General features: G+C 62.7%; 21 protein-coding genes. 15 read left to right on the top strand and 6 right to left on the bottom strand.

Annotated features, from left to right (window positions below):
• Positions 1–76: 76 nt before the first annotated feature.
• The 5 genes from AB3X95_RS26150 (at position 77) to AB3X95_RS26130 (ending at position 5,212) form a co-directional block, all read left to right on the top strand.
• Positions 77–1,192, top strand: a complete 1,116-nt coding sequence (locus AB3X95_RS26150) for a YbdK family carboxylate-amine ligase (protein WP_176125359.1) — start codon at positions 77–79, stop codon at positions 1,190–1,192.
• A gap of 569 nt (positions 1,193–1,761) precedes the next feature.
• The gene (locus AB3X95_RS26145) at positions 1,762–2,400 is read left to right on the top strand and encodes a MarR family winged helix-turn-helix transcriptional regulator (RefSeq protein WP_368622935.1); all 639 of its coding nucleotides are present in this window, start codon (positions 1,762–1,764) and stop codon (positions 2,398–2,400) included.
• Positions 2,401–2,530: 130 nt separating this feature from the next.
• Complete coding sequence (locus tag AB3X95_RS26140) at positions 2,531–3,244, top strand: glutamine amidotransferase (RefSeq protein ID WP_368598819.1); 714 nt, start codon at positions 2,531–2,533, stop codon at positions 3,242–3,244.
• A gap of 109 nt (positions 3,245–3,353) precedes the next feature.
• Positions 3,354–4,466, top strand: a complete 1,113-nt coding sequence (locus tag AB3X95_RS26135) for an NADH:flavin oxidoreductase/NADH oxidase (protein WP_176368613.1) — start codon at positions 3,354–3,356, stop codon at positions 4,464–4,466.
• 212 nt (positions 4,467–4,678) lie between these two features.
• Positions 4,679–5,212 carry an SET domain-containing protein gene (locus AB3X95_RS26130; RefSeq protein ID WP_176125362.1) on the top strand — a complete coding sequence of 178 codons (534 nt, stop codon included), beginning with the start codon at positions 4,679–4,681 and terminating at the stop codon, positions 5,210–5,212.
• An 83-nt stretch (positions 5,213–5,295) separates the two neighbouring features.
• On the opposite strand, the gene AB3X95_RS26125 is transcribed toward AB3X95_RS26130, so the two are convergent.
• On the bottom strand, positions 5,296–6,810 hold the full coding sequence (locus AB3X95_RS26125) for a sensor histidine kinase (RefSeq protein WP_176125363.1): 1,515 nt from the start codon (positions 6,808–6,810) through the stop codon (positions 5,296–5,298).
• A gap of 167 nt (positions 6,811–6,977) precedes the next feature.
• Positions 6,978–7,664 (bottom strand): response regulator transcription factor, encoded by a 687-nt coding sequence (locus AB3X95_RS26120; RefSeq protein WP_013090980.1) that lies wholly within the window; start codon positions 7,662–7,664, stop codon positions 6,978–6,980.
• A 149-nt stretch (positions 7,665–7,813) separates the two neighbouring features.
• Here AB3X95_RS26120 and AB3X95_RS26115 point away from each other — a divergent pair, with 149 nt between their 5' ends.
• Positions 7,814–8,038: a DUF3717 domain-containing protein gene (locus AB3X95_RS26115; protein ID WP_176109909.1), complete on the top strand. Its 225-nt coding sequence runs from the start codon at positions 7,814–7,816 to the stop codon at positions 8,036–8,038.
• Between the two features lie 101 nt (positions 8,039–8,139).
• Here AB3X95_RS26115 and AB3X95_RS26110 read toward each other — a convergent pair whose 3' ends face one another.
• Together AB3X95_RS26110 and phhA are read right to left on the bottom strand one after the other, a co-directional pair.
• Positions 8,140–8,454: a 4a-hydroxytetrahydrobiopterin dehydratase gene (locus AB3X95_RS26110; protein WP_368611160.1), complete on the bottom strand. Its 315-nt coding sequence runs from the start codon at positions 8,452–8,454 to the stop codon at positions 8,140–8,142.
• 92 nt (positions 8,455–8,546) lie between these two features.
• A complete protein-coding gene (gene phhA, locus AB3X95_RS26105; RefSeq protein ID WP_368622934.1) occupies positions 8,547–9,437 on the bottom strand; it encodes a phenylalanine 4-monooxygenase in 891 nt (296 codons plus the stop codon).
• 146 nt (positions 9,438–9,583) lie between these two features.
• On the opposite strand from phhA, the gene AB3X95_RS26100 reads away from it, so the two are divergent.
• Positions 9,584–10,075: an Lrp/AsnC family transcriptional regulator gene (locus AB3X95_RS26100; RefSeq protein WP_013090976.1), complete on the top strand. Its 492-nt coding sequence runs from the start codon at positions 9,584–9,586 to the stop codon at positions 10,073–10,075.
• An 87-nt stretch (positions 10,076–10,162) separates the two neighbouring features.
• On the opposite strand, the gene AB3X95_RS26095 is transcribed toward AB3X95_RS26100, so the two are convergent.
• Together AB3X95_RS26095 and AB3X95_RS26090 are read right to left on the bottom strand one after the other, a co-directional pair.
• Complete coding sequence (locus AB3X95_RS26095; protein ID WP_176125366.1) at positions 10,163–10,699, bottom strand: class IV adenylate cyclase; 537 nt, start codon at positions 10,697–10,699, stop codon at positions 10,163–10,165.
• A gap of 240 nt (positions 10,700–10,939) precedes the next feature.
• Positions 10,940–11,839, bottom strand: a complete 900-nt coding sequence (locus AB3X95_RS26090; RefSeq protein WP_368622933.1) for a LysR family transcriptional regulator — start codon at positions 11,837–11,839, stop codon at positions 10,940–10,942.
• Positions 11,840–11,986: 147 nt separating this feature from the next.
• On the opposite strand from AB3X95_RS26090, the gene AB3X95_RS26085 reads away from it, so the two are divergent.
• From AB3X95_RS26085 to AB3X95_RS26050, 8 genes are all read left to right on the top strand, one after another.
• On the top strand, positions 11,987–13,540 hold the full coding sequence (locus tag AB3X95_RS26085; RefSeq protein WP_176125368.1) for a CoA-acylating methylmalonate-semialdehyde dehydrogenase: 1,554 nt from the start codon (positions 11,987–11,989) through the stop codon (positions 13,538–13,540).
• Between the two features lie 139 nt (positions 13,541–13,679).
• The gene (locus tag AB3X95_RS26080) at positions 13,680–15,395 is read left to right on the top strand and encodes a GMC family oxidoreductase (protein ID WP_368622932.1); all 1,716 of its coding nucleotides are present in this window, start codon (positions 13,680–13,682) and stop codon (positions 15,393–15,395) included.
• Positions 15,396–15,695: 300 nt separating this feature from the next.
• Entirely contained in the window at positions 15,696–16,475 is a 780-nt protein-coding gene (locus tag AB3X95_RS26075; RefSeq protein ID WP_018418872.1) for an ABC transporter ATP-binding protein, read from the top strand.
• Positions 16,472–17,230, top strand: coding sequence for an ABC transporter ATP-binding protein (locus AB3X95_RS26070; protein WP_176368609.1), 759 nt, complete (start codon positions 16,472–16,474; stop codon positions 17,228–17,230). Before AB3X95_RS26075 ends, AB3X95_RS26070 begins: the two co-directional genes overlap by 4 nt.
• Positions 17,231–17,292: 62 nt before the next feature.
• Complete coding sequence (locus tag AB3X95_RS26065; RefSeq protein WP_368622931.1) at positions 17,293–18,507, top strand: ABC transporter substrate-binding protein; 1,215 nt, start codon at positions 17,293–17,295, stop codon at positions 18,505–18,507.
• 190 nt (positions 18,508–18,697) lie between these two features.
• Positions 18,698–19,582, top strand: coding sequence for a branched-chain amino acid ABC transporter permease (locus tag AB3X95_RS26060; protein ID WP_176109917.1), 885 nt, complete (start codon positions 18,698–18,700; stop codon positions 19,580–19,582).
• Complete coding sequence (locus tag AB3X95_RS26055; RefSeq protein ID WP_368622996.1) at positions 19,582–20,553, top strand: branched-chain amino acid ABC transporter permease; 972 nt, start codon at positions 19,582–19,584, stop codon at positions 20,551–20,553. The genes AB3X95_RS26060 and AB3X95_RS26055 overlap by 1 nt, the downstream gene beginning before the upstream one ends.
• 558 nt (positions 20,554–21,111) lie before the next feature.
• The gene (locus AB3X95_RS26050) at positions 21,112–22,278 is read left to right on the top strand and encodes an ABC transporter substrate-binding protein (RefSeq protein WP_184226182.1); all 1,167 of its coding nucleotides are present in this window, start codon (positions 21,112–21,114) and stop codon (positions 22,276–22,278) included.
• The last annotated feature ends 21 nt before the right edge of the window (positions 22,279–22,299 follow it).

The raw sequence follows: 22,299 nt of genomic DNA, 5'->3' as shown, positions 1-22,299 counted from the left end.
GCGTGGGTGCCATGCGCGTTTCACGAACCCGTCTTTTCAATTCCTTCGCCTCAAACGACCTGACTCAGGGGACGCCATGTCACTCGAACCCTTCATCGATTCGAAACCGTTCACGTTCGGTGTCGAACTCGAAATGCAGATCGTCAATACGCACGACTATGATCTGACCAAAGCTGGCACCGATTTGCTGCGCCTCATCAAGGACGAAAAAATCCCCGGCAACATCACGCCGGAAATCACCGAAAGCATGATCGAGCTGTCGACCGGCATCTGCACGTCGCACGAACAGGCGGTCGCCGATCTGCGCAAGATTCGTGACACGCTGGTATCCGCGGCCGACCATCTGAACGTCGGTCTGTGCGGCGGCGGAACGCATCCCTTCCAGCAATGGAGCGAGCGGCAGATCGTCGATACGCCGCGTTTTCAGTATCTTTCCGAGCTGTACGGCTATCTCGCGAAGCAGTTCACGGTGTTCGGCCAGCACGTGCACATCGGTTGCCCGAATCCGAACAGCGCGCTGTATCTGCTGCATTCGATGTCGCGCTTCATCCCGCATTTCATTGCGCTGTCCGCGTCGTCGCCTTTCGTACAGGGTGTCGATACCGGATTTCATTCGGCACGACTGAATTCCGTGTTCGCGTTTCCGCTGTCGGGCCGCGCGCCGTTCGTGCTGACGTGGGACAGCTTCGAGGAGTATTTCTCGAAGATGGTCCACACGGGCGTGGTCAACAGCATGAAGGATTTCTACTGGGATATCCGTCCGAAGCCGGGGTTCGGCACGATCGAGGTTCGGGTGATGGATACGCCGTTTTCGGTGGATCGCGCCGCGGCGATCGCCTGCTACATCCAGACGCTCGCGCGTCATTTGCTGCTCGACAAGCCGATCACGCCGCAGGAAGACGACTATCTGGTCTACACGTTCAACCGTTTCGAAGCCTGCCGTTTCGGACTCGGCGGCACCTGCATCAATCCGCAAACCGGTGAACGAAAGACGATTTCCGAAGATATCCTCGAAACGCTCGAACAGATCGGATCGCATGCAGAAGCGCTCGGCTCGGTCAATGCGCTGGCCGAAGTCGGCGCGATCGCGCGTGGCCAGGTCAACGACGCGACGTGGCTGCGCAGCGTGTTTGCGCAGGAGAAGTCCTTGCATGAAGCGGTTCGGCAGCAGTGTTTGCAGTGGCGAGCCTAGCCGCGAATACCTCATGAAACCGTTTGCGTGCGGCAGTTGCGCGACGTTCCGACGAAACCCGCCCCGTGCGGGTTTTTTTTCGTAAAAAAATTTTTATGACTTTTCGTGCGCGCAACCCTTCAGGTTTGTCGAAAGTTTACGTATACCAGCCTAGGGGCAGTGAGCAGGCGTCGTCAAAGGCTGTGGACAACTGAATAAATACCTGCAAAGTCAATGCTCTGGGGAATTGATAACCAGGCTGACGAGAGGCGCTCCGGCCACGCCTGGCAAGGGCAACCGAGGAAACGCTCGACACGCTGCAAGTCCTTGTTGCAAAACGGTACACAGGCTATCCAAACGTTTTCCCCTGCTTATCCACAGCTCGCGTTGGATAAGTTAGCTGTACGATTTGCAGGTCTCGCATAGAATGTCGTTTTTCGCCGCCTTCGGCTTCCAAGGCGGTGTATTTTTGAGATAGTACAAACGGCTTCATCCGCGGTTGGACGAAGCTACCCACACACGCGACGGGTGTACCCCGGCAGGCAACCGCCGGCATCGCACCAAAGCGGTAAATAAACGAATCGAAGATTATGAGCGAAGGCGTATACGGAGAACAGGCAAACGGGCGAGTGACCCACAGCCTCTTGCGATTGAGCACGGCGATGCGAAGCCAGGCTTGGGAATGGGCGGAAGGCGCGGGCCTGACGCCGACCCAGGGTGAGATCCTCGTGCTGTTGATGCAACGCAAGGGGCCGATGCGTCTCGGCGAGATCGCGCGCGAAACGGCGTTGACCGCCGCGACCACCAGCGATGCGGTCAGCACGCTCGAGACCAAGGGTCTCGTCGAAAAGCGTCGCGCACTCGACGACGGTCGCGCGCTCGCGGTACGCCTGACCTCGCGTGGCCGCACCGCTGCCAAACGCGCCGCGCAATGGCCGGACTTCCTGTCCAAGGCGGTCGGCACGCTACGCGAGGACGAACAGTCGGTGTTCTATCGCACGCTGCTCAAGACCATCTATCAGCTCGAAGCGCAAAACACGATTCCGTCGCATCGTATGTGCCTGAGCTGCACGCATTTCCAGGCAAGCAAGAATCCGAAGAAGACGCCGCATCATTGCGCGCTGCTCGACCTGAACATGTCGGATACCGATGTGCGTCTCGACTGCTCCGTGCACGAAACGGCGGACATCGCCACCCAGAAGAAGACCTGGAGGATCTTCGCCCAATAACCGGCAATCCGCTAACATGACCTGGCCGGCTACGGCGGGCGGTATACGCCGCCTGCTTGCCGGCTGGTGCCGTGCAAGGATAAAGTCGTTGGCGGCAACTCGTTAGTCAACCTGAAGATAGGGCAGGCCGATGAATCGGGAAGTACTCGCCATCCGCCATGTGCACTTCGAGGATCTGGGCAGTCTCGAGCTCGTGCTCGGCGAGCGCGGGCGTCCGGTCCGCTATCTCGACGTGGGCGTTGCCCGTATCGAGGCGCCCAATCCGATTGCCGCGTCGCTGATGGTCGTGCTGGGCGGCCCCATCAGTGCCACCGACGATGCGCTGTACCCCACGCTCGCGCCGCTGCTGTCGTTGATCGAAAAGCGCATCGCGGCCGGGTTGCCGACACTTGGTATCTGCCTTGGCGCACAGCTGATCGCCCGGGCGCTCGGTGCGCGCGTCTACCCCGCGGCTCAGGCCGAACTAGGCTGGGCACCGCTTACGCTGACCGATGCGGGCCGCGCCTCGCCACTGCGTCATCTCGATGGCGCTCATACGTCGATGCTGCATTGGCACGGCGACACCTTCGATCTGCCCACCAACGCGACCCGTCTCGCATCGACTCCGGCCTGCGAGAATCAGGCCTTCGCATGGGGCGATCACGTGCTGGGCTTGCAGTGTCATCCCGAGATCCGCACCGATCGGTTCGAACCCTGGCTGATTGGCAATGCCAATGAACTGTCGGGTCACGGCATCGACGCGCGTCAGTTGCGCGCCGACACCGCTCGATACGGTCCCGCGCTCGAAGCCGCCGGGTGCCGCATGTTCGGCGAATGGCTCGATCAGGTCGAGACGAAGGTCTGAATGGCTGGCCGCATGGCGACGTAAGTGGCCAGCGAGGTGTCCCCTTTCTGCAGCAAACCGCGTGCGGTGCTATGCTCGATCGCTCTCGGGCTTTCACTGGACGTAATCCATGAGCGCGCTTTTTTCTCCGCTCACGCTGCGCAGCGTGACGCTTCCCAACCGTATCGTCGTCTCCCCGATGTGCCAGTACTCCGCCGAGCGCGGCGAAGCGACCGCATGGCACATGATTCACCTCGGCGGGCTCGCGCTGTCCGGTGCGGGCATGCTGTGCATCGAAGCGACCGCCGTCGAACCGGATGGCCGCATCACCCCCGGCGATCTCGGTTTGTGGGACGACTCGACCGAAGAGGCGCTCGTGCCGGTGCTGGCCGCGATCCGCAAGCATTCGCACATCAACGTGACGATGCAACTGGCGCACGCGGGCCGCAAGGCGTCCAGCCATGTGCCGTGGGAAGGCGGCCAGCTGATTCCGGTGTCGCAAGGCGGGTGGCTGCCGCATGCGCCGTCGGCGCTGCCGCACAAGCCAGGCGAGGAGCCGCCGCTTGCGCTCGATGTCGCCGGCCTGCACCGGATTCGCGAGGCGTTCGCCGCGTCCGCGCGCCGCGCTGCGCGTCTTGGCATCGATGCGCTCGAAGTGCATGCTGCGCATGGCTATCTGCTGCATCAGTTCCTGTCACCGATCGCGAATCAGCGCACCGACGACTATGGCGGCTCGCTGGAAAACCGCATGCGTTTCCCGCTCGAAATCTTCGACATCGTGCGGGCCGCATTCCCTGCCGACAAACCGGTCGGCGTGCGCGTGTCGGCGACCGACTGGGTCGAAGGCGGCTGGACGCTGGAAGACACGATCGCGTTTGCGCACGAGCTGGAAAGGCGCGGCTGCGACTGGATCGACGTGTCGTCGGGCGGCGTGTCGCCGCTGCAGAAAATTCCGCTCGAGCCGGGCTATCAGATTCCATTCGCGAAGGCGGTCAAGCACGCAACCGGTCTCGCGACGATCGGCGTCGGGCTCATCACCGATCCGCTGCACGCCGAGCAGCTGATCGAAGCGGGCGATGCCGACCTGATCGCGCTGGCTCGTGCGCTGCTCTATAACCCGCGCTGGCCGTGGCATGCGGCCGCCAACCTCGGCGCGACCGTCGAAGCGCCGCCGCAGTACTGGCGTTCGCAACCGCGCGACCAGAAGGCGCTGTTCGGCGACATTACGTTCGGTCAACGGTGACGCTCGTCGCACGTTGAACACACGCATCGGCTGACGGTTGAAGGAAGCCGTCGACAGCGTGTAGGATGCCGGTTGTGGCGCGATGCGCGTCGCAAGTCGACGCGGCGCTCGCAGGGCGCCGCGTTTGCTATTCGCGTCAGAAAAAGCCGCGCGCGAGACGCGCCTGACGATTGCCAGACTTGATCCCCCAGTTCTTCACAAGGATTCATTCAATGAATTCACGCAGGATCGCCGTGCGCCGTTCGGGTGTGCACGGCAAAGGCGTGTTCGCTCTCGAACCGATCGCGGCGGGCGAACGACTGATCGAATACAAGGGCGAGCGGATTACCTGGAAAGAAGCGTTGCGCCGTCATCCGCATGATCCGGCTGAACCGAATCACACGTTTTATTTCGCGCTGGATAACGGCAAGGTTATCGACGGCAAGGTGAATGGCAATAGCGCGCGCTGGATCAATCATTCATGCGCGCCGAACTGCGAAGCCGAGGAAATCGACGGACACGTGTACGTGCATGCGCTGCGCGATATCGCGGAGGGCGAGGAAATCTTTTACGACTACGGCCTCGTGATCGACGCGCGGCAGACGAAGAAGCTGAAGAAGGAATACGAATGCCGTTGCGGCGCGCGCAAGTGCCGCGGCACGATGCTGGCGCCGCCGCAAAAGGGCAAGGGCGGCGGCAAGTCGGGTAAAGGTGCCGACAAGGACCAGAAGTCCAGCAAATCGGCGAAGAAATCGAAGAAGAAATGAGCCACGGGCCGGCGCGCGGCGTTAGCTGTCCGCGCTGATCGAGGCGCCAAGGCGAACGCCGCCGGGGCAGCCCGACGAACCTTCTACAAATCAACCGGCGCCGAGTGCGCCGGTTTTTTCGTGGCGCGTCGCTCGTTGGCATCGCTGGCGGTGGCAGCGTCTGCCGACGCGCTGGGCGGCAGCAACGGAATCCTCACGATAAAGCGTGCGCCACCCTCCGGCGCGTCCTCGTAATGCACGCTGCCGTGATGCAGCACCATGATGTCGTGGACGATCGCAAGGCCCAGACCCGCGCCGCTTTCGACGCCCGCCTCGGTCTGCCCGTCGCCGCGGAAGAACCGCTTGAACAGATCCGCCTGCTGCGAACGCGGCACGCCCGGCCCGTTGTCTTCGACGACGATCTCGGCCATGCGCAGATCGTCGATCAGGGTCTGCGAAACCGTCACCGTGATGCGTCCGCCGTCGGCCCGCGAAGGCGGCACATACTTCAGCGCGTTATCGAGCAGATTCGCGATCACTTCGTGCAGCAGTACCGGGTTGCCGCGCGCCATCAACGGGGTGTCGTTCGACGGATCGTCGAGGCGCTGGAAGCCGAGGTCCACGTGTACCGCTAGCGCGCGCGGCACCCATTCGGCGCCCGTATCGAAGGCGAGCGCGGCCATGTCGAGATTGACGAAGCGGGCCGCCTGTTCGCCCGGCTCGGCGCGCGCGAGGGACAGCAATTGATTCGACAACCGCACGGCGCGATCGGCCGCGGCGCGCAGTTCACGCACGGCGGCGAGCGTCTGCTGCGGATCGCGCGCGACCACCGCCTGCTCCGCATGCAGCTTAACCGCGGTTAGCGGCGTGCGCAGCTGATGCGCGGCATCGGCGATGAATTTGCGTTGCGCATCGAGGGCGGCTTTCAGACGATCGAGCAGCGCGTTCAGCGCGCCCGTCAGCGGACGGATCTCGACCGGCACATAGGTTTCATCGACCGGCTCGAGCGACGTGTGCGTTTGCCGGTTCAGCGAATCGGCGAGCGCGGTCAGCGGATTGAGCTGCTGATTGACGACGCGCCACACGATCACCCAGCCGGCGAGCAGCAGCAGCAGCAACGGCATCATGATCGCGATCAGGAACTCCGCGGCGATGCGGTAGCGGTGATGCACGGGCTGCCCGACTTCGACGACGATCGGATTGCCGCTCGGCTGATCGACGCGCACCTGAGCGACCCGCACGGTCACGCCTTCGTGCTGCGTCTCGAATACGTACGCGTAATGCATGCGGCGCACGTTGGTGCCTTGCAGCGGCAGATTATGGTCGCCGGCGATTTCGCTGTCGCCGGTGCTGATCCGGTAGACCAGATGTTCAACCGGGTCGGAGAACATCGCTTGCGCGAGCGGCGGCACCGTGATCGGCGCTTCCGGTCCGGCAATCTGGATCTGTTTGGAAATAGCGGTCGCGAGGTCCGCGAGCGAACGGTCGACCACGTGCTGCGTGTACTGCCAGGCGAGCCAGTAGGCGATCAGGCCGCTCATCAGCGCGAGCAGCGACAGGGGAGCAGCGAGGCGCCGCAGCAGCGTGCGGCGCAGACTATTGGCGGCCGGCTGGTGCATGATCTTAGGCGCGGGAAAGTTGTGACTGCGGTGGAAACTGCGGTAGCAACGGCGCGAAGCGCCTTGAGGCAGTCCGGTGGCCGGCACGACGCGCAGCGGGCACAGCCGATGCGCGGCGCCGGTCCGGCGCAGTCAGGCCGCGACGCAATGCGCGGCCTTCACGACGATCATGCGGCTTGGCGGATTTCCTGCAACAGATAGCCAAAGCCACGCACGGTGACGATTTCGACACGGCAGTTCTCGAGCTTCTTGCGCACACGGTGCACATAGACTTCGATCGCGGTATCGCCGAGATCGCCGCCGAAGTGCGTCAGGTGATCCTGCAATTGCGCCTTGCTGACGACGCGGCCGTGACGCAGCAGCAGCATTTCGAGCACTGCGAATTCGCGCGGCGACAGTTCGAGCGGTTTGTCGTCGTTGAAGATGCGGCGGTCGACGCCCGACAGCCGCACGCCACCCAGTGACACTTCCGGACGCGGCATGTCACCGTGCGGACCGCTGCGGCGCATCACCGCGCGAATGCGCGCTTCCAGCTCGGCCGGCTCGAACGGCTTCAGCATGTAGTCGTCCGCGCCGGAGTTCAGGCCTTGCACGCGGTCGTTCAATTCGTCGCGCGCGGTCAGGATGATCACCGGCGTGTGACGGTTGCTCTGGCGGAAACGCGACAGCAGCGTCATGCCGTCGATACCCGGCAGACCCAGATCGAGGATCACGAGTTCGTGGCGGTTTTGGGTGAGGGCCTGTTCGGCAAAGATGCCGTCATGGACCATGTCGACGGTGAAGCCGGCTTGTTCGAGACTGCTTTGGATGCCGCGTGCGATGGGGCGGTCATCTTCGATCAGAAGGAGTCGCATGGATTTCGCTCAAGTACAATGGGTTTAGGCGTTTTGGCAAGCGGTTCGCCGGGGCGCCTGCAACACAGCCAGCGTGCGACGCGGTGGCAGGGGCCCCACGAAGCAGCTGTCGAGCCGACTCGAAGCGCCGTGCCAGTCATCACGAAGTCATGTCCGAGATCAGCATTCACGAACTGGAAGCCGCGATCAACTTCTGGCGCGCCCGCTCACCTTCGAGCGGCGACGAACACGTTCTGTGCAAGGAGGCAAGCGCACTATCCAAGCCGTATGCGCTGCTGATTGTACAGCGTCAGAAGTCGCTATCACTCGATCGTTTTGACCCGATTGCAAGGCAGGCCTGGGAAGCTTACGTTCAACTTAAAGATAGCCTGTAAAACTGAAGGTTTGCCCAGGATATTGCCTGCATTGTCCTTTCATTGTGGACCGATTACGCGGCAAGTTGTATATAAACACGCATAAGGGCCCGCAATTTGTATTAGGTAGTAACACTGTCGATGAATGTCGCAAGCGCGATGTCGCGTTCGGTCACGCCGTTCGCTTCATGGGTGGACAGCGTGATATCGACCTTGTTGTACACGTTGAACCACTCCGGATGATGATCCATTTCCTGCGCCTTGATCGCCACGCGCGTCATGAAGCCGAACGCCTCGTTGAAGTCGGCGAATTCGAAGCTGCGGCGAATCGCGTCACGCTCCGCCACGCTTTCCCAGCGATCCAGTTTGGCCAGTTGCTGGGTGCGCTCGTCGGAAGTCAGTTTCTGAATCATGGAGTCACCTCGTTGGTCGAACACGCTCGCCGGCAGGCGGGCGAAACCGGTATTTTTTCACGATTGTGCAACGCTCGCCGTGCGCCGGGCCGGGTGGGTCTAAGGCGGCTTGGCGTTTAAACGTCGCCGCTGGTTTGCCATCCCTCTCGGGTTCCGCGCGAGATCACGCGGTCGCCGTCGAGCACGTCGCCCGCTGCGTAGGCCGGTGCATGGGCGAGCTTCGCCAGCAGCGGCGCGAAGTCCGTTTGTGCGACGCGGAACAGTTGCGCGAAGTCATCGATGACGAAGTAGGTTTGCTGGAACGTATCGATGCGGTAACGCGTGCGCATCACACGTTCCAGCGCGAAGCCGAGCCGGTTCGGCGCCGCGCTTTGCTCGCTGTATACCGTCTCGGCCTTGCTCGAGACGATGCCGGCGCCGTAGATCTTCACGCCGTTCGGACTCGCGGCATCGCGGATCAGCCCGAACTCCACTGTGTACCAATAGAGCCGCGCGAGCAGCGGCAGCGCGCCCGCTTCATTGGCGGCGAGCGCGGCGCGGCCGTACGCGTGCATGTAGTCGGCAAACACCGGGTTGATCAATAGCGGCACATGGCCGAACAGATCGTGAAAGCAGTCGGGCTCCTGCAGGTAGTCGAGCTGGTCGGGTCGGCGCATCCACCACGTAACCGGAAAGCGGCGATTCGCCAGATGCTCGAAGAACACCTGATCCGGCACGAGGCCGGGCACGGCGACGATGCGCCAGCCGGTTGAGGGTGTCAGCTTCGCGTTGACGTCGTCGAAAGACGGCACGCGCTCCGACGGCAGGCCGATACGCTCGACGCCCGCGAGGAATTCATCGCACGCACGGCCTTCCAGCAAGGCGGTTTGGCGCGCGTACAGTTGTCGCCAGACCGCATGGTCAACCGTGCCGTAGCGTCCGAGCGGCTGGTCGATCGTAAAGTCGGCTCGGGTCTCGAGACCGGCGTCGAACTGTTCTTTGAGTTTGGCGGTGTTGGCGGCGGACATGGCGAAGCTTTAACGGGGAAATCGCAGGAAATCGGTACATGCGAGTGTAGAGCGGAGTACATGCGGAATGGGCGCAAGTTAGGCGTGAAAACCAAGAGGTATGCAATAATCGTGCGTTAACTAGCCAATTTATGCGGGATATCAACATGCTTGAACTCGACCACTTCGATCTCGCGCTGCTCGACGTGCTGCAGCGCTTTGGCCGCGCCACGCATCAGCAGTTGGCCGAGCAGGTGCCGCTGTCGCCGTCGCAGATTGGGCGACGGCTGCAGCGGCTGGAACAGGTCGGCGTGGTGGATGGCTATCGGGTCGTGTTGCGGCCCGAAAAGCTCGGCCTCGGCGTCACCGCTTTCACGAGCCTGAAGCTGAAGCATCACGGCGATTCGATCATCGAGCAGTTTCAGCAGCAGATCGACGTGCTGCCCGAAGTACTGGAGTGTCACGCGGTCGTCGGCGATGCCGACTATCTGCTGCGCATCGTCGCGCCGGATCTGAATTATCTGTCGACCTTCGTGATGAAGAAGCTGATGCGCGTGCCGGGTGTCGATAGCGTGCGCTCGAATATCGTGCTGACCACGTTCAAGCGCAATGGGCCGTTGCCGCTCGGGCATCTTGCGCCGGGGGCTGCGCCGGTTTGAAGGTTTTAGGCCGTTGCCGGCGGGTGTCGACAAGCCGGCAGAGGGGGCCGCGCGCGTGCCGCCGCGGCCCCTGCAGTGACGCGATCCTTATGCCGCTCGCTTCGGCTCGTCGTCCGCATTCAGCAGATCGACATACGCGACCGGCACCAGATCCGCCTGGGATACGCCGAGGCTCTTGAACAGCGCTTCCGCTTCGGCGTGGCCGCCTTCTTCGTCGTCGTCCTGCGCGAGCACCACTTCGAGTTCGACGAAATCGCCGAGACCGTCGACGCGATCCAGATGAATCCGCGTGCGCCCGCTCAGATACACGTGCCGCTCTTTCGAGACGATGCCGCGCGTGGTCAGCGCGGTCGCGAGCAGCGCATGCATCGCTTCGGGGTTCGTGACCGGACTGCGCGTGTAGTACGACGCCTTCGGGCCGTCTCGGTCGTCGCGCTGGTAGAAGATCAGTTCGGCCGGCGTGCCGTCGTCGAACTGGCGCAGCTTCAGGCGGCCGCGCGGCACGTCGTAGAAAAAGTCCTGCTGGCGAAAGATCAGCGGCGCGTCCGTCGCGAGCTGCGCGGCGCGCTCGCGCAGTTGGTCGAAATGCTGGGCGCGGGCTTTGATTTCGATGTTGCGTGCCATGTGGGCTCCTTTGGATGGGCGGAGTGATCGACGGCTTCCGGGGCCGCTGGTGGTGCCGGGGAGAAGCCGCCCGGAAGGGACGAAGTCGGGCGGAACGGAAAGCGCTACGAGGGCGCTGCGCGAGCGCAAACCGACAATCTAGCAAAAACTTCGTGACGGAATGCTTTCAGCCCGGGCGGCAGGTGGGACGAGTGCGGGCATTAGCGAGACTCATATCGCAGCGCGTCAGACGGTCCTCGCTCAGATCGCCCACTGCTGATCGATCAGCTTCAAGGCCGCCGCGATCGCCGGCTCGTCTTTGCGCTCGTCGAGCGTGATGAAGCTCAGCTGCGTCGGCACGGTGATGCCATCGACGATCGTCAGCGCGTGCGCATGCGCCTCGGCGATTGCGGTTGCGTCGCGCGCAAGCGTGAGTCCGACTCCCGACTTGACCAGATCGAGCATCGACGGCTCCTGGTCCACCTCGGCCACCTTGACCGGTTTCACACCCGCCTCGCCGAAACAGCGCGACAGCAGCCGGTTGTGCGCGGACGCCGGCGGCGTCCAGATCCACGGCAGCGCCGCGAGCGAGCGCCAGTCCCGCGCACCCTTCACGCGATCTTTCCAGCCCGCCGGCGCGAGCACGCGATACTGGAAATGCGTGAGCGTGACCGCGTGAAACGTGGCGCCGTCGCGGGTGTCGTCGTCGGAGGGCAGGCCGATGTAATAGCCGACGTCGAGCTCGCCCGCCCGAATCTGCTCGCGTACCCAGCCCGACATGCCGTGGCGCAGCGCGGTTTCGATCTGCGGGCAGGTCTCGACGAGTTGCTTCAGGAAGCCGCCCAGGCGCAAAAACTCGGGGTCGAGAATGGTGCCGATGCGCAGGCGCCCGCGCACTTCCTGGCGGAGCGTCTGCGCGGCGCGCTGTACGTCGGCTGCCGCGCCGAGCGCGCGTTCGGCGTGCGGCAGCAGCGCCTGGCCGTCGCGCGTCAGCGCGAGCCCGTGCGAAGTCCGCGTGAACAGCGTCACGCCGAGCGTTTCCTGCAAGTGCTTGATTTGCAGGCTGACGGCGGGTTGGGTCAGATGTAGCTGCACCGCGGCGCGCGTGAGGTTGCCCTCGCGTGCGACGGTGACGAAAGCCCTAAGCAGAGTCAGATCCATATCCTGATATTAGCGCGGCTTATAGCGCAGTTGAGCATTACTCATTGGATTTGTCGCTCGTAGACGCCGTACGCTGAGCGTTGAGCAATGCTTCGGCGCGCGGTATCGAGCGCGAAGCGGGAGATTTCACAGCAAAAGAGGAACGAGATGAGCGAGACATATTCCGACGCAACCGCGCAGCACGACGCCGCACGCAGCGCGGCGAGCGCACGCGCGCTGAGCCATTTCATCAACGGCAAGACCGTCGAAGGCACGAGCGGGCGCTTCGGCGACGTCTTCAATCCGGCGCTCGGCAGCGTCAGCGCGCGCGTGCCGCTCGCGAGCGTCGCCGAGGTGGACGCTGCTGTTGCCGCGGCCAAAGCCGCGTTTCCCGCATGGAGCGAAACCGCGCCGATCAAACGCGCGCGGGTGCTGTTCAAGTTCAAGGAACTGCTTGACCGCCATCACGACGAACTCGCGGAGCTGATCACGCGCGAGCACGGCAAGGTGTTTTCCGACGCCAAGGGCGAAGTGATGCGCGGCATCGAAATCGTCGAATTCGCGTGCGGCATCCCGAATCTGCTGAAGACCGATTTCACCGATCAGATCGGCGGGGGCATCGACAACTGGAATCTGCGCCAGCCGCTCGGCGTGGTCGCCGGCATCACGCCGTTCAATTTCCCGATGATGGTGCCGTGCTGGATGTTCCCGGTCGCACTCGCGTGCGGCAACACCTTCGTGTTGAAGCCGTCCGAACGCGATCCGTCCGCATCGATCCGGCTCGCCGAACTGCTGAAGGAAGCGGGCCTGCCGGACGGCGTGTTCAACGTCGTGCACGGCGACAAAGTCGCAGTGGATGCGCTGCTCGTGCATCCCGAAGTGAGCGCGCTGTCGTTCGTCGGCTCGACGCCGATCGCCGAATACATCTACACGGAAGGCACGAAGCACGGCAAGCGGGTGCAGGCGTTGGGCGGGGCGAAGAATCATCTCGTCGTAATGCCCGACGCCGATCTCGACCAGGCTGTCGATGCACTGATCGGCGCCGCCTACGGTTCGGCCGGCGAGCGCTGCATGGCCATTTCGGTGGCGGTCGCGGTGGGGCATATCGCCGATGAACTGATCGAGCGTCTGACGCCGCGCGTGAAGAGCCTGAAGATCCTCAACGGCATGGAAGCGGCGGCCGAGATGGGGCCGCTCGTCACCGGCGCGCATCGGGACAAGGTGGTCGGCTATATCGACGCTGGCGTCGCCGCGGGCGCGAAGCTCGTCGTCGATGGACGCGCTCATCAGGTCGTGGGGCACGAGAAGGGCTTTTTCCTCGGCGGGACGCTGTTCGACGAAGTGTCGCCCGACATGAAGATCTACCGCGAAGAAATCTTCGGACCGGTGCTGTGCGTCGTGCGCGTGCCCGACTTTGCCTCGGCGGTCGAGCTGATCAATGCGAATCAGTTTGCGAACGGCGTATCGCTATTTACGTCTGACGGCGGCATTGCGCGCGCGTTTTCCCGGCAGATCGAGATCGGCATGGTCGGCATCAACGTGCCGATTCCGGTGCCGATGGCCTGGCATTCGTTCGGCGGCTGGAAGAAGTCGCTGTTCGGCGATCATCACGCGTACGGCGAGGAAGGCGTGCGGTTCTATACGCGCTACAAGAGCATCATGCAGCGCTGGCCCGACAGCATTGCGAAGGGCGCAGAGTTCACGATGCCGGTCGCCAAATAAGCTGGCGGCTTTGCGCCGCATCAAGTCGGCGAACGCGCGAGCAAAAGAGTAAAAGCGAATAAAAGCGCGTCGCGGCGCAAGCGTGGAAGCGATCGAGCTTCCACGCCTGCGCTGCAAAAAATGCTTAGGAGACTGAACGATGGGTCATACCGACAGTACGCCTCGCGCCGTACGGCGGCTCGAAGGCGAGTTCGACTACATCATTGTCGGCGCGGGCACTGCGGGCTGCGTGCTGGCGAACCGGCTCACCGAAGATCCCGAGATCCGCGTGCTGCTGCTAGAAGCTGGCGGGAAAGACGACTATCACTGGATTCATGTGCCGGTCGGCTATCTGTATTGCATCGGCAATCCGCGCACGGACTGGCTGTACAAGACTCGGGCAGAGCCGGGTCTGAACGGCCGCACGCTGTCGTATCCACGCGGGCGTGTGCTCGGCGGCAGTTCGTCGATCAACGGCATGATCTATATGCGCGGTCAGCGTGAAGACTACGACGAGTGGGCGCGTGTGACCAACGACAGCACGTGGTCATGGAACGCGGTGCTGCCGGTCTTCAGGCGCAGCGAGGATCACCACGGCGGCGCCAACGAAGCGCACGGCGCGGGCGGACCCTGGCGGGTCGAGAAGCAGCGCCTCAAATGGAAGATTCTGGAAGAGTTCGCGCAAGCCGCGCAGCAAACCGGCATTCCCGCCACCGACGATTTCAATCGCGGCGACAACACGGGCGTCGGCTACTTCGACGTCAACCAGAAGCGTGGCATTCGCTGGAATGCGTCGAAGGCGTTTTTGCGGCCCGCGTTGAAGCGGCAGAACCTCACAGTTATTACTGGTGCCCACACGCAGCGTGTCGTGTTCGACGGCCGCCGCTGCACCGGAGTCGAATATCGTGGCGCCGAGGTCGACTATGTCGCCAAAGCGCGTTGTGAAGTGATCCTTTCCGCCGGCGCGGTCAACTCGCCGCAACTGCTCGAATTGTCCGGCGTCGGCAATGGTGCACGTCTGCAGAATCTCGGCATCGAGATCGTTCAGGATCTGCGCGGCGTCGGCGAGAATCTGCAGGACCATCTGCAACTGCGCATGGCGTTTCAGGTGCAGGGCGTTCGCACGTTGAATACGATGTCCGCGCACTGGTGGGGCAAGCTGATGATCGGCATGCAGTACGCGTTGTTCCAGAGCGGACCGATGTCGATGTCGCCGTCGCAACTCGGCGCGTTCGCGAAGTCCGATGCCGACGATCGCTCGCTGACCCGACCCGATCTCGAGTATCACGTGCAGCCTTTGTCGCTCGACCGCTTCGGCGAACCGCTGCATCGCTTCAATGCGTTCACGGCGTCGGTGTGTCAGCTGCGCCCCACGTCGCGCGGCAGCATTCATATTGCGTCGGCCGATGCGTCCGCACCACCATTGATCGCTCCAAATTATCTGTCGACCGGGTACGACCGCCACGTCGCAGCAAACGCGCTACGTCTGACGCGCCGCATCGTCGCGGCGCCCGCGCTCGCGCGCTATCAGCCGCGCGAGATTCTGCCGGGCCCGCAGTATCAAAGTGAAGAAGAATTGCAGCAGGCCGCGGGCGCGGTCGGCACGACGATCTTCCATCCGGTCGGCACCTGCCGCATGGGCACGACCGACGATCCCGCCGCGGTCGTCGACAACCGGCTACGGGTTATCGGAGTGGAAGGCTTGCGTGTCGTCGATGCATCGGTGATGCCCAACATCACGTCGGGCAACACCAATTCGCCGACGCTGATGATCGCCGAACGCGCGAGCGACATGATCCGCGAGGATCGTCGCGCGCGCGTGAGCGGCAGCATCGCAGCGCAAATGGGTGTGGCTGCGTCGATGTCATCTGTGTGACATGCAACGTGCGATGGAAACGGAGCGGATCGGTCATGATTTCCGCCGCGTTCGTGAAGCGTGCTAACCGCATGTCACGCACGCACGCCGCAGGCCTCGTCCACTAAGTGCAAATCCCAATGAATGCGCTGCATCATTGGGGCGACAATGGCAGCCATGCTGCGTGCCGCGCCATGGATCACCGTCCGTATTGGTGCAGCACGCCAACGAGCGGCAAGGGGTGCCGCCAAAATAACAAGTCGCGCAGAACTTCGCGCGGAAAGATCGTAGTGCTTCGCCTTACTCCGTATGGAAGGGAACATGATTCTCGGCGATACGATTCTCGAAACGCGCGGCCTCACCCGCGAGTTCAAAGGCTTTGTCGCCGTAAACGGCGTGAACCTGCGCGTGCGCCGTGGCTCGATCCATGCGCTGATAGGGCCCAATGGAGCGGGCAAGACCACCTGCTTCAATCTGCTCACCAAATTTCTCGAACCCACCGCGGGCCAGATCGTTTTCAACGGTGTCGATATCACCGGCGAACGTCCGGCGCAGATCGCGCGGCGCGGCATCATCCGGTCGTTCCAGATTTCCGCGGTATTTCCGCATCTGACGGCATTGCAGAATGTGCGCATCGGGTTGCAGCGCTCGCTCGGCACCGCGTTTCACTTCTGGAAGAGCGAGCGTACGTTGCGGCGTCTGAACGATCGCGCGATGGATCTGCTGACTCAGGTCGGCCTGACCGATTTCGCCGATGTGTTGACGGTGGAGCTCGCCTACGGCCGCAAGCGCGCGCTCGAAATCGCGACCACGCTCGCGATGGAGCCCGAACTGATGCTGCTCGACGAGCCGACGCAAGGCATGGGTCATGAGGACGTCGACCGCGTGACTGCGTTGATCAAGAAAGTATCGGCGGGCCGCACGATCCTGATGGTCGAACACAACATGAATGTGATCGCCGGTATCTCCGACACGATCACCGTGCTGCAACGGGGTGAAGTGCTCGCCGAGGGCAGCTACGCGGAAGTGTCGAAGAATCCGCTCGTGATGCAAGCCTACATGGGCAGCGCCGACGCGGCGCTCGCCGGAGCCCACGCATGAATACGACGGTCGAGCGCGAAGGCCTCGAAGCGAACGAAACGAAAAGCGGCGCGCCCGCGCTGGAAATCGCGGGACTGCAAGCCTGGTACGGGGAATCCCACATTCTGCACGGCGTCGATCTGTCGGTAGGCCGCGGCGAGGTCGTGACGCTGCTCGGACGCAATGGTGCGGGCCGCACCACGACGCTGCGCGCGATCATGGGTCTCACGGGCCGCCGTACCGGCTCGATCCGGATCGATGGACGCGAAACGATTGGCCTGCCCACGCATCGCATCGCGCATTGCGGCATCGGCTATTGCCCCGAAGAGCGCGGTATTTTTTCGAGTCTGTCGTGCGAGGAAAATCTGCTGCTGCCGCCGCCCGTCGGCGACAAGGCGCACATGATGTCGCTCGAGGAAATCTATGCGATGTTCCCGAATCTGCACGAGCGGCGCACGAGCCAGGGCACGCGGCTCTCGGGCGGCGAACAGCAGATGCTCGCTGTCGCGCGGATTCTGCGCACCGGCGCGAATCTGCTGCTGCTCGACGAAATCTCGGAGGGGCTCGCGCCCGTGATCGTGCAGGCGCTTGCACGGATGATCATCACGTTGAAGGCGCGCGGCTACACGATCGTGATGGTCGAGCAGAACTTCCGCTTCGCGGCGCCGCTCGCGGATCGTTTCTATGTGATGGAGCACGGCATGATCGTCGAGCATTTCGGGGCTAGCGAGCTCGAAGGCAAGATGCCGGTGCTGCACGATTTGCTGGGCGTATAGACACGGACACGCACGCGCCCGACTGCCTCTGATAACCACAAGCGAAGAACCAGGAGACATGCATGAAAAAGAACCCACGCGCGCGAATTGCCTCACTCTGCTTCGCGGTCGCCGCCGGCGCCGCACTGACGCTGGGCAGCGCGCAAGCGGCCGACGATGCCGTGAAAATCGGCTTTATCACGGATCTGTCGGGACTGTACGCGGATATCGACGGGCAGGGCGGTCTTGAAGCGATCCGGATGGCGGTCGCCGACTTCGGCGGCAAGGTCAACGGCAAGCCGATCACGGTGCTGTACGCGGATCACCAGAACAAGGCGGACATCGCGGCGTCGCGCGCTCGCGAATGGTTCGACCGCGATGGCGTCGACTTGGTGATCGGCGGCACCAACTCGGCGACCGCTCTGTCAACGAACACCGTCGCGGGCGAGAAGCACAAGGTCTACATCAACGTCGGCGCGGGCGCCGATACGCTGACCAACGAGCAATGCACGCCGTACACGATCCACTACGCATACGACACCACGGCGCTCGCAAACGGCACCGGCTCGGCGGTTACGAAGCAGGGTGGCAAGACGTGGTACTTCCTGACCGCCGACTACGCGTTCGGGAAGGCGCTCGAAAAAGCGACCTCGGACGTCGTGAAGGCGAATAGCGGTCAGGTGCTCGGCTCAGTGCGTCATCCGCTGTCGGCGTCGGACTTCTCGTCGTTCCTGTTGCAGGCGCAGGCGTCGAAGGCGCAGATCCTCGGCCTCGCGAATGCGGGCGGCGACACGATCAACTCGATCAAGGCCGCCAAGGAATTCGGCATCACGAAGACGATGAAGCTCGCTGCGCTGCTGATGTTCATCAACGACGTGCACAGCCTCGGTCTCGACACGACGCAGGGTCTCGTGTTGACCGACAGCTGGTACTGGAACAAGGACGCCGACACGCGCAAGTGGTCGCAGCGCTACTTCGACAAGATGAAGAAGATGCCGTCGAGCCTGCAGGCTGCCGACTACTCGGCGGCGATGAACTATCTGAAGGCGGTCCAGGCGGTGGGCTCGACCGATCCGGACAAGGTGATGGCGCAACTGCGCAAGACGAAGATCGACGACTTCTACGCGAAGGGCTACATCCGTCAGGACGGCAGCATGATCCACGACATGTACCTGATGCAGGTGAAGACGCCGGCCGAATCGAAGGAGCCGTGGGACTACTACAAGATCATGGCGACGATTCCGGGCGATCAGGCCTTCACGACCAAGGCGCAGACTCGCTGCGCGCTGTGGAAGTAAGCCCGGGAGGGCAGGATGCGGTCCAGGACCGCGCAGACCTGAGAGAACCGCCGGCGCTGCAGCGGTACGCGCTGGCGGGGAACCGTTTCAGAGCCGCACGCGATGGGCAGCGTCGCCGCACGTCGCGTGCCGGCCGGATCGTGCGGTACCGATCTCACCTTGACGATGGCTTGAAGGGCTAAGGGCTTCAATGGACATCTTTGGCGTTCCGCTGCCGGCGATGCTGAGCCAGCTTCTGCTCGGGCTCGTGAACGGCTCGTTCTACGCGATTCTGAGCCTCGGGCTGGCTGTGATTTTCGGCCTGCTCAACGTGATCAACTTCGCGCATGGCGCTCTGTTCATGCTCGGCGCGATGCTCGCGTGGATGGGGCTGTCGTATTTCAATCTGCCGTACTGGGTGATGCTCGTGCTCGCGCCGCTGATCGTCGGACTCGTCGGCGTCGCGATCGAGCGCTCGATGCTGCGCTGGCTTTACAAGCTCGATCATCTGTATGGCCTGTTGCTGACGTTCGGCATCACGCTCGTGATCGAAGGCGTGTTCCATTCGATCTACGGCTCGTCGGGCCAGCCGTACGACGTGCCGTCGGCGCTGTCGGGTGCGACCAATCTCGGCTTCATGTATCTGCCGAACTATCGCGCGTGGGTGGTCGTCGCGTCGTTGATCGTGTGCTTCGTGACATGGTTCGTAATCGAGAAGACACGGCTTGGCGCGTATCTGCGAGCGGGCACCGAAAACCCGAAGCTCGTCGAGGCATTCGGCGTCAACGTGCCGCTGATGATCACGCTGACCTACGGCTTCGGCGTCGCGCTCGCGGCGTTTGCCGGCGTGCTCGCCGCGCCGGTGATTCAGGTCTCGCCGCTGATGGGCCAGCCGATGATCATCACGGTGTTCGCGGTGGTCGTGATCGGCGGCATGGGTTCGATCATGGGCTCGATTCTGACCGGCCTGATGCTCGGCGTAGTCGAAGGACTGACGCGTGTGTACTACCCCGAGGCGTCGGCGACCGTCGTCTTCGTGATCATGGCGCTCGTGTTGCTCGTGCGTCCGGCGGGTCTTTTCGGCAGGGAAAAATGATGCAGAGAAAAGTGCTCTACGGTCTGCTGCTGATCGTGCTGCTCGCGGTGCCGGTGCTCGGCATCTATCCGCTCTTCGTGATGAAGGTGCTGTGCTTCGCGCTGTTCGCGGCCGCCTTCAATCTGCTGATCGGCTACACGGGCTTGCTGTCCTTCGGCCATGCGATGTTTCTCGCGTCGGCCGGTTATGTGACCGGCTATGCGATGCAGACGCTCGGCTTTTCGCCTGAGGTGGGCGTGCTGAGCGGCACCGCGGCGGCCACGCTGCTTGGCCTCGTCGTTGGCTTCTTCGCGATTCGCCGTCAAGGCATCTACTTCGCGATGGTGACGCTCGCGCTCGCGCAGATGGTCTACTTCGTGTTCCTGCAAGCGCCGTTCACGCACGGCGAAGACGGTCTGCAAGGCGTGCCGCGCGGAAAGCTGTTCGGCCTGTTGAGTCTTTCGTCCGATGTCGCGCTGTATTTCGTCGTGCTCGCGGTGATCGTCCTGGCGTTCCTGCTGATCGTGCGGATCGTGCATTCGCCGTTCGGGCAGGTGCTCGTCGCGATCAAGGAAAACGAGCCGCGTGCGGTGTCGCTCGGCTACGACACCGACCGTTTCAAGCTGCTTGCCTTCATTCTGTCGGCCGGCATCGCGGGTCTCGCGGGTTCGCTGAAGGTGCTCGTGCAAGGCTTCGAAACGCTGAGCGATGCCTATTGGACGATGTCCGGCCTCGTGATCCTGATGACGCTGGTGGGCGGCATGGGCACGCTGTTCGGGCCGCTGCTCGGCGCCGCACTGATCGTATCGCTCGAAGACCGGCTCGGCGATATCGGCTCGACGCTCGCGTCGATGACCGGCATCGAGTGGTTTCGCTCGCTCGGCGAATCGGTGACGATTGTCACGGGGCTGATTTTCATCGCGTGTGTGCTGGCGTTCCGGCGCGGCATCGTCGGTGAGATCGTTGCGCGGGTGCGACCGTTGCGGGCTTGAGATTGGCTGCCTGATCCCGCTCGGCAAGGCGCGTGCTTGATGCAGTGCGAAACGTGATTGCTTCGACCTCCGATTTAATTGCGGCTTGTGCTGAAGGTCCGCTGGATCAGGGGTATGGGCGAACCTGTGGCGAACCTTGTGATGAAATGGGCATAATACGCCCCAATCCGGTGCCGCAGTGCACCACTAGGGTAATTGCTAGTTGTGACTGCTGGGGTCGTCGTTTAATCTTCATCCAGTTCTGATGCACCACGAATTTGCAGGTGGAGAACGAGGAGACAATTGAGGCACTAAGTGCCCAGAAGAAAGCGCTGTTGGATTGATATCCAACAGCGCTTTTTCATTTGTGTTTTTCGAATTACTTGATGCGATCTCCCGCTTATTTCGCGCGCCATTTTTTATTCCTCGGCAGCCGCTGCAGCTAAACATCACAAGCCTTCGAAACGCTTGCAGCACGACACTTGCGTCCGCTAAACTCGCTATTCACCGACCACTGGGTTGGCAATTAAATCCGTGGATTTAATTGCAATTGAATAACGGATTTAATAGAGGAGCAGGATGAAGTCGGCATTGCGTTGGATCAGCGCGGCATTGGTCGCCACCGGGGTTTCGGCTGCATGGAGCGGCCATGCATTCGCGGACGTGAAAATCGGCGTCACCGTGTCGGCAACAGGGCCGGCCGCATCGCTCGGTATTCCGGAAAAAAACACCATTGCGCTGCTGCCGAAAGAAGTAGCGGGCCAGAAGATCGACTACATCGTCCTCGACGACGCAACCGATTCCACCCAGGCGGTCAAGAACGCCCGCAAGCTCACGAGCGAAGACCACGTCGATGCATTGATCGGCTCGACCGTCGTGCCAAATTCGCTCGCCATGATCGACATTGCCGCCGAAACCTCCACGCCGATGATCTCGCTGGCCGCGGCCGCGGGCATCGTCGAACCGATGGACGCGAAACGCGCATGGGTCTTCAAGACGCCGCAAAACGACATTCTGATGGCCACGGCGATTGCGCAGCACATGGCCAATCACGGCGTGAAAACGGTCGCGTTCATCGGCTTTTCCGACGCGTACGGCGAGAGCTGGTTCAAGGAATTCAGCAAAGCCGCTGACCTCGCGAAGATCAGGATCGTCGCGAACGAGCGCTTCGCGCGCAACGACGCGTCGGTCACGGGCCAGGTGCTGAAGATGATGTCGCAGAATCCGGACGCCGTGCTGATCGCCGGCGCGGGCACGCCGGCCGCATTGCCGCAGAAAACGCTCAAGGAGCGCGGCTACAAGGGCAAGTACTATCAGACGCACGGCGTCGCGAACAACGACTTCCTGCGCGTGTGCGGCAAGGATTGCGAAGGCACGTGGCTGCCCGCCGGCCCGCTGCTGGTCGCCGAGCAATTGCCCGAGGCGAATCCGGTGAAGAAAAGCGCGCTCGCGTACAAGCATGCGTATGAAACTGCGTACGGCGCGGGTTCGGTGTCGACGTTCGGTGGTCATGCGTGGGACGCGGGTCTGCTGCTGCAGCGTGCGATCCCGCTCGCGTTGAAGAAGGGACAACCGGGCACGCCGGCATTCCGCGACGCGCTGCGTGCCGCAGTCGAAGGCACGAAAGATGTACCCGCGTCACACGGCATCTTCAACATGAGCGCGAACGACCACGCCGGACTCGACCAGCGGGCGCGGGTGATGGTGCAGATCGTCGACGGCAAGTGGAAGCTGGCCGGCGACTGAGCGAAGGCTCTGCGCCACGGG

Origin of the sequence: Paraburkholderia sp. BR13444 (assembly GCF_040948755.1) — a bacterium.
Lineage (GTDB): Bacteria > Pseudomonadota > Gammaproteobacteria > Burkholderiales > Burkholderiaceae > Paraburkholderia > Paraburkholderia youngii.
Note: the sequence above shows the minus strand (reverse complement) of the source record. Positions and strands in the feature narration are given on the sequence as shown.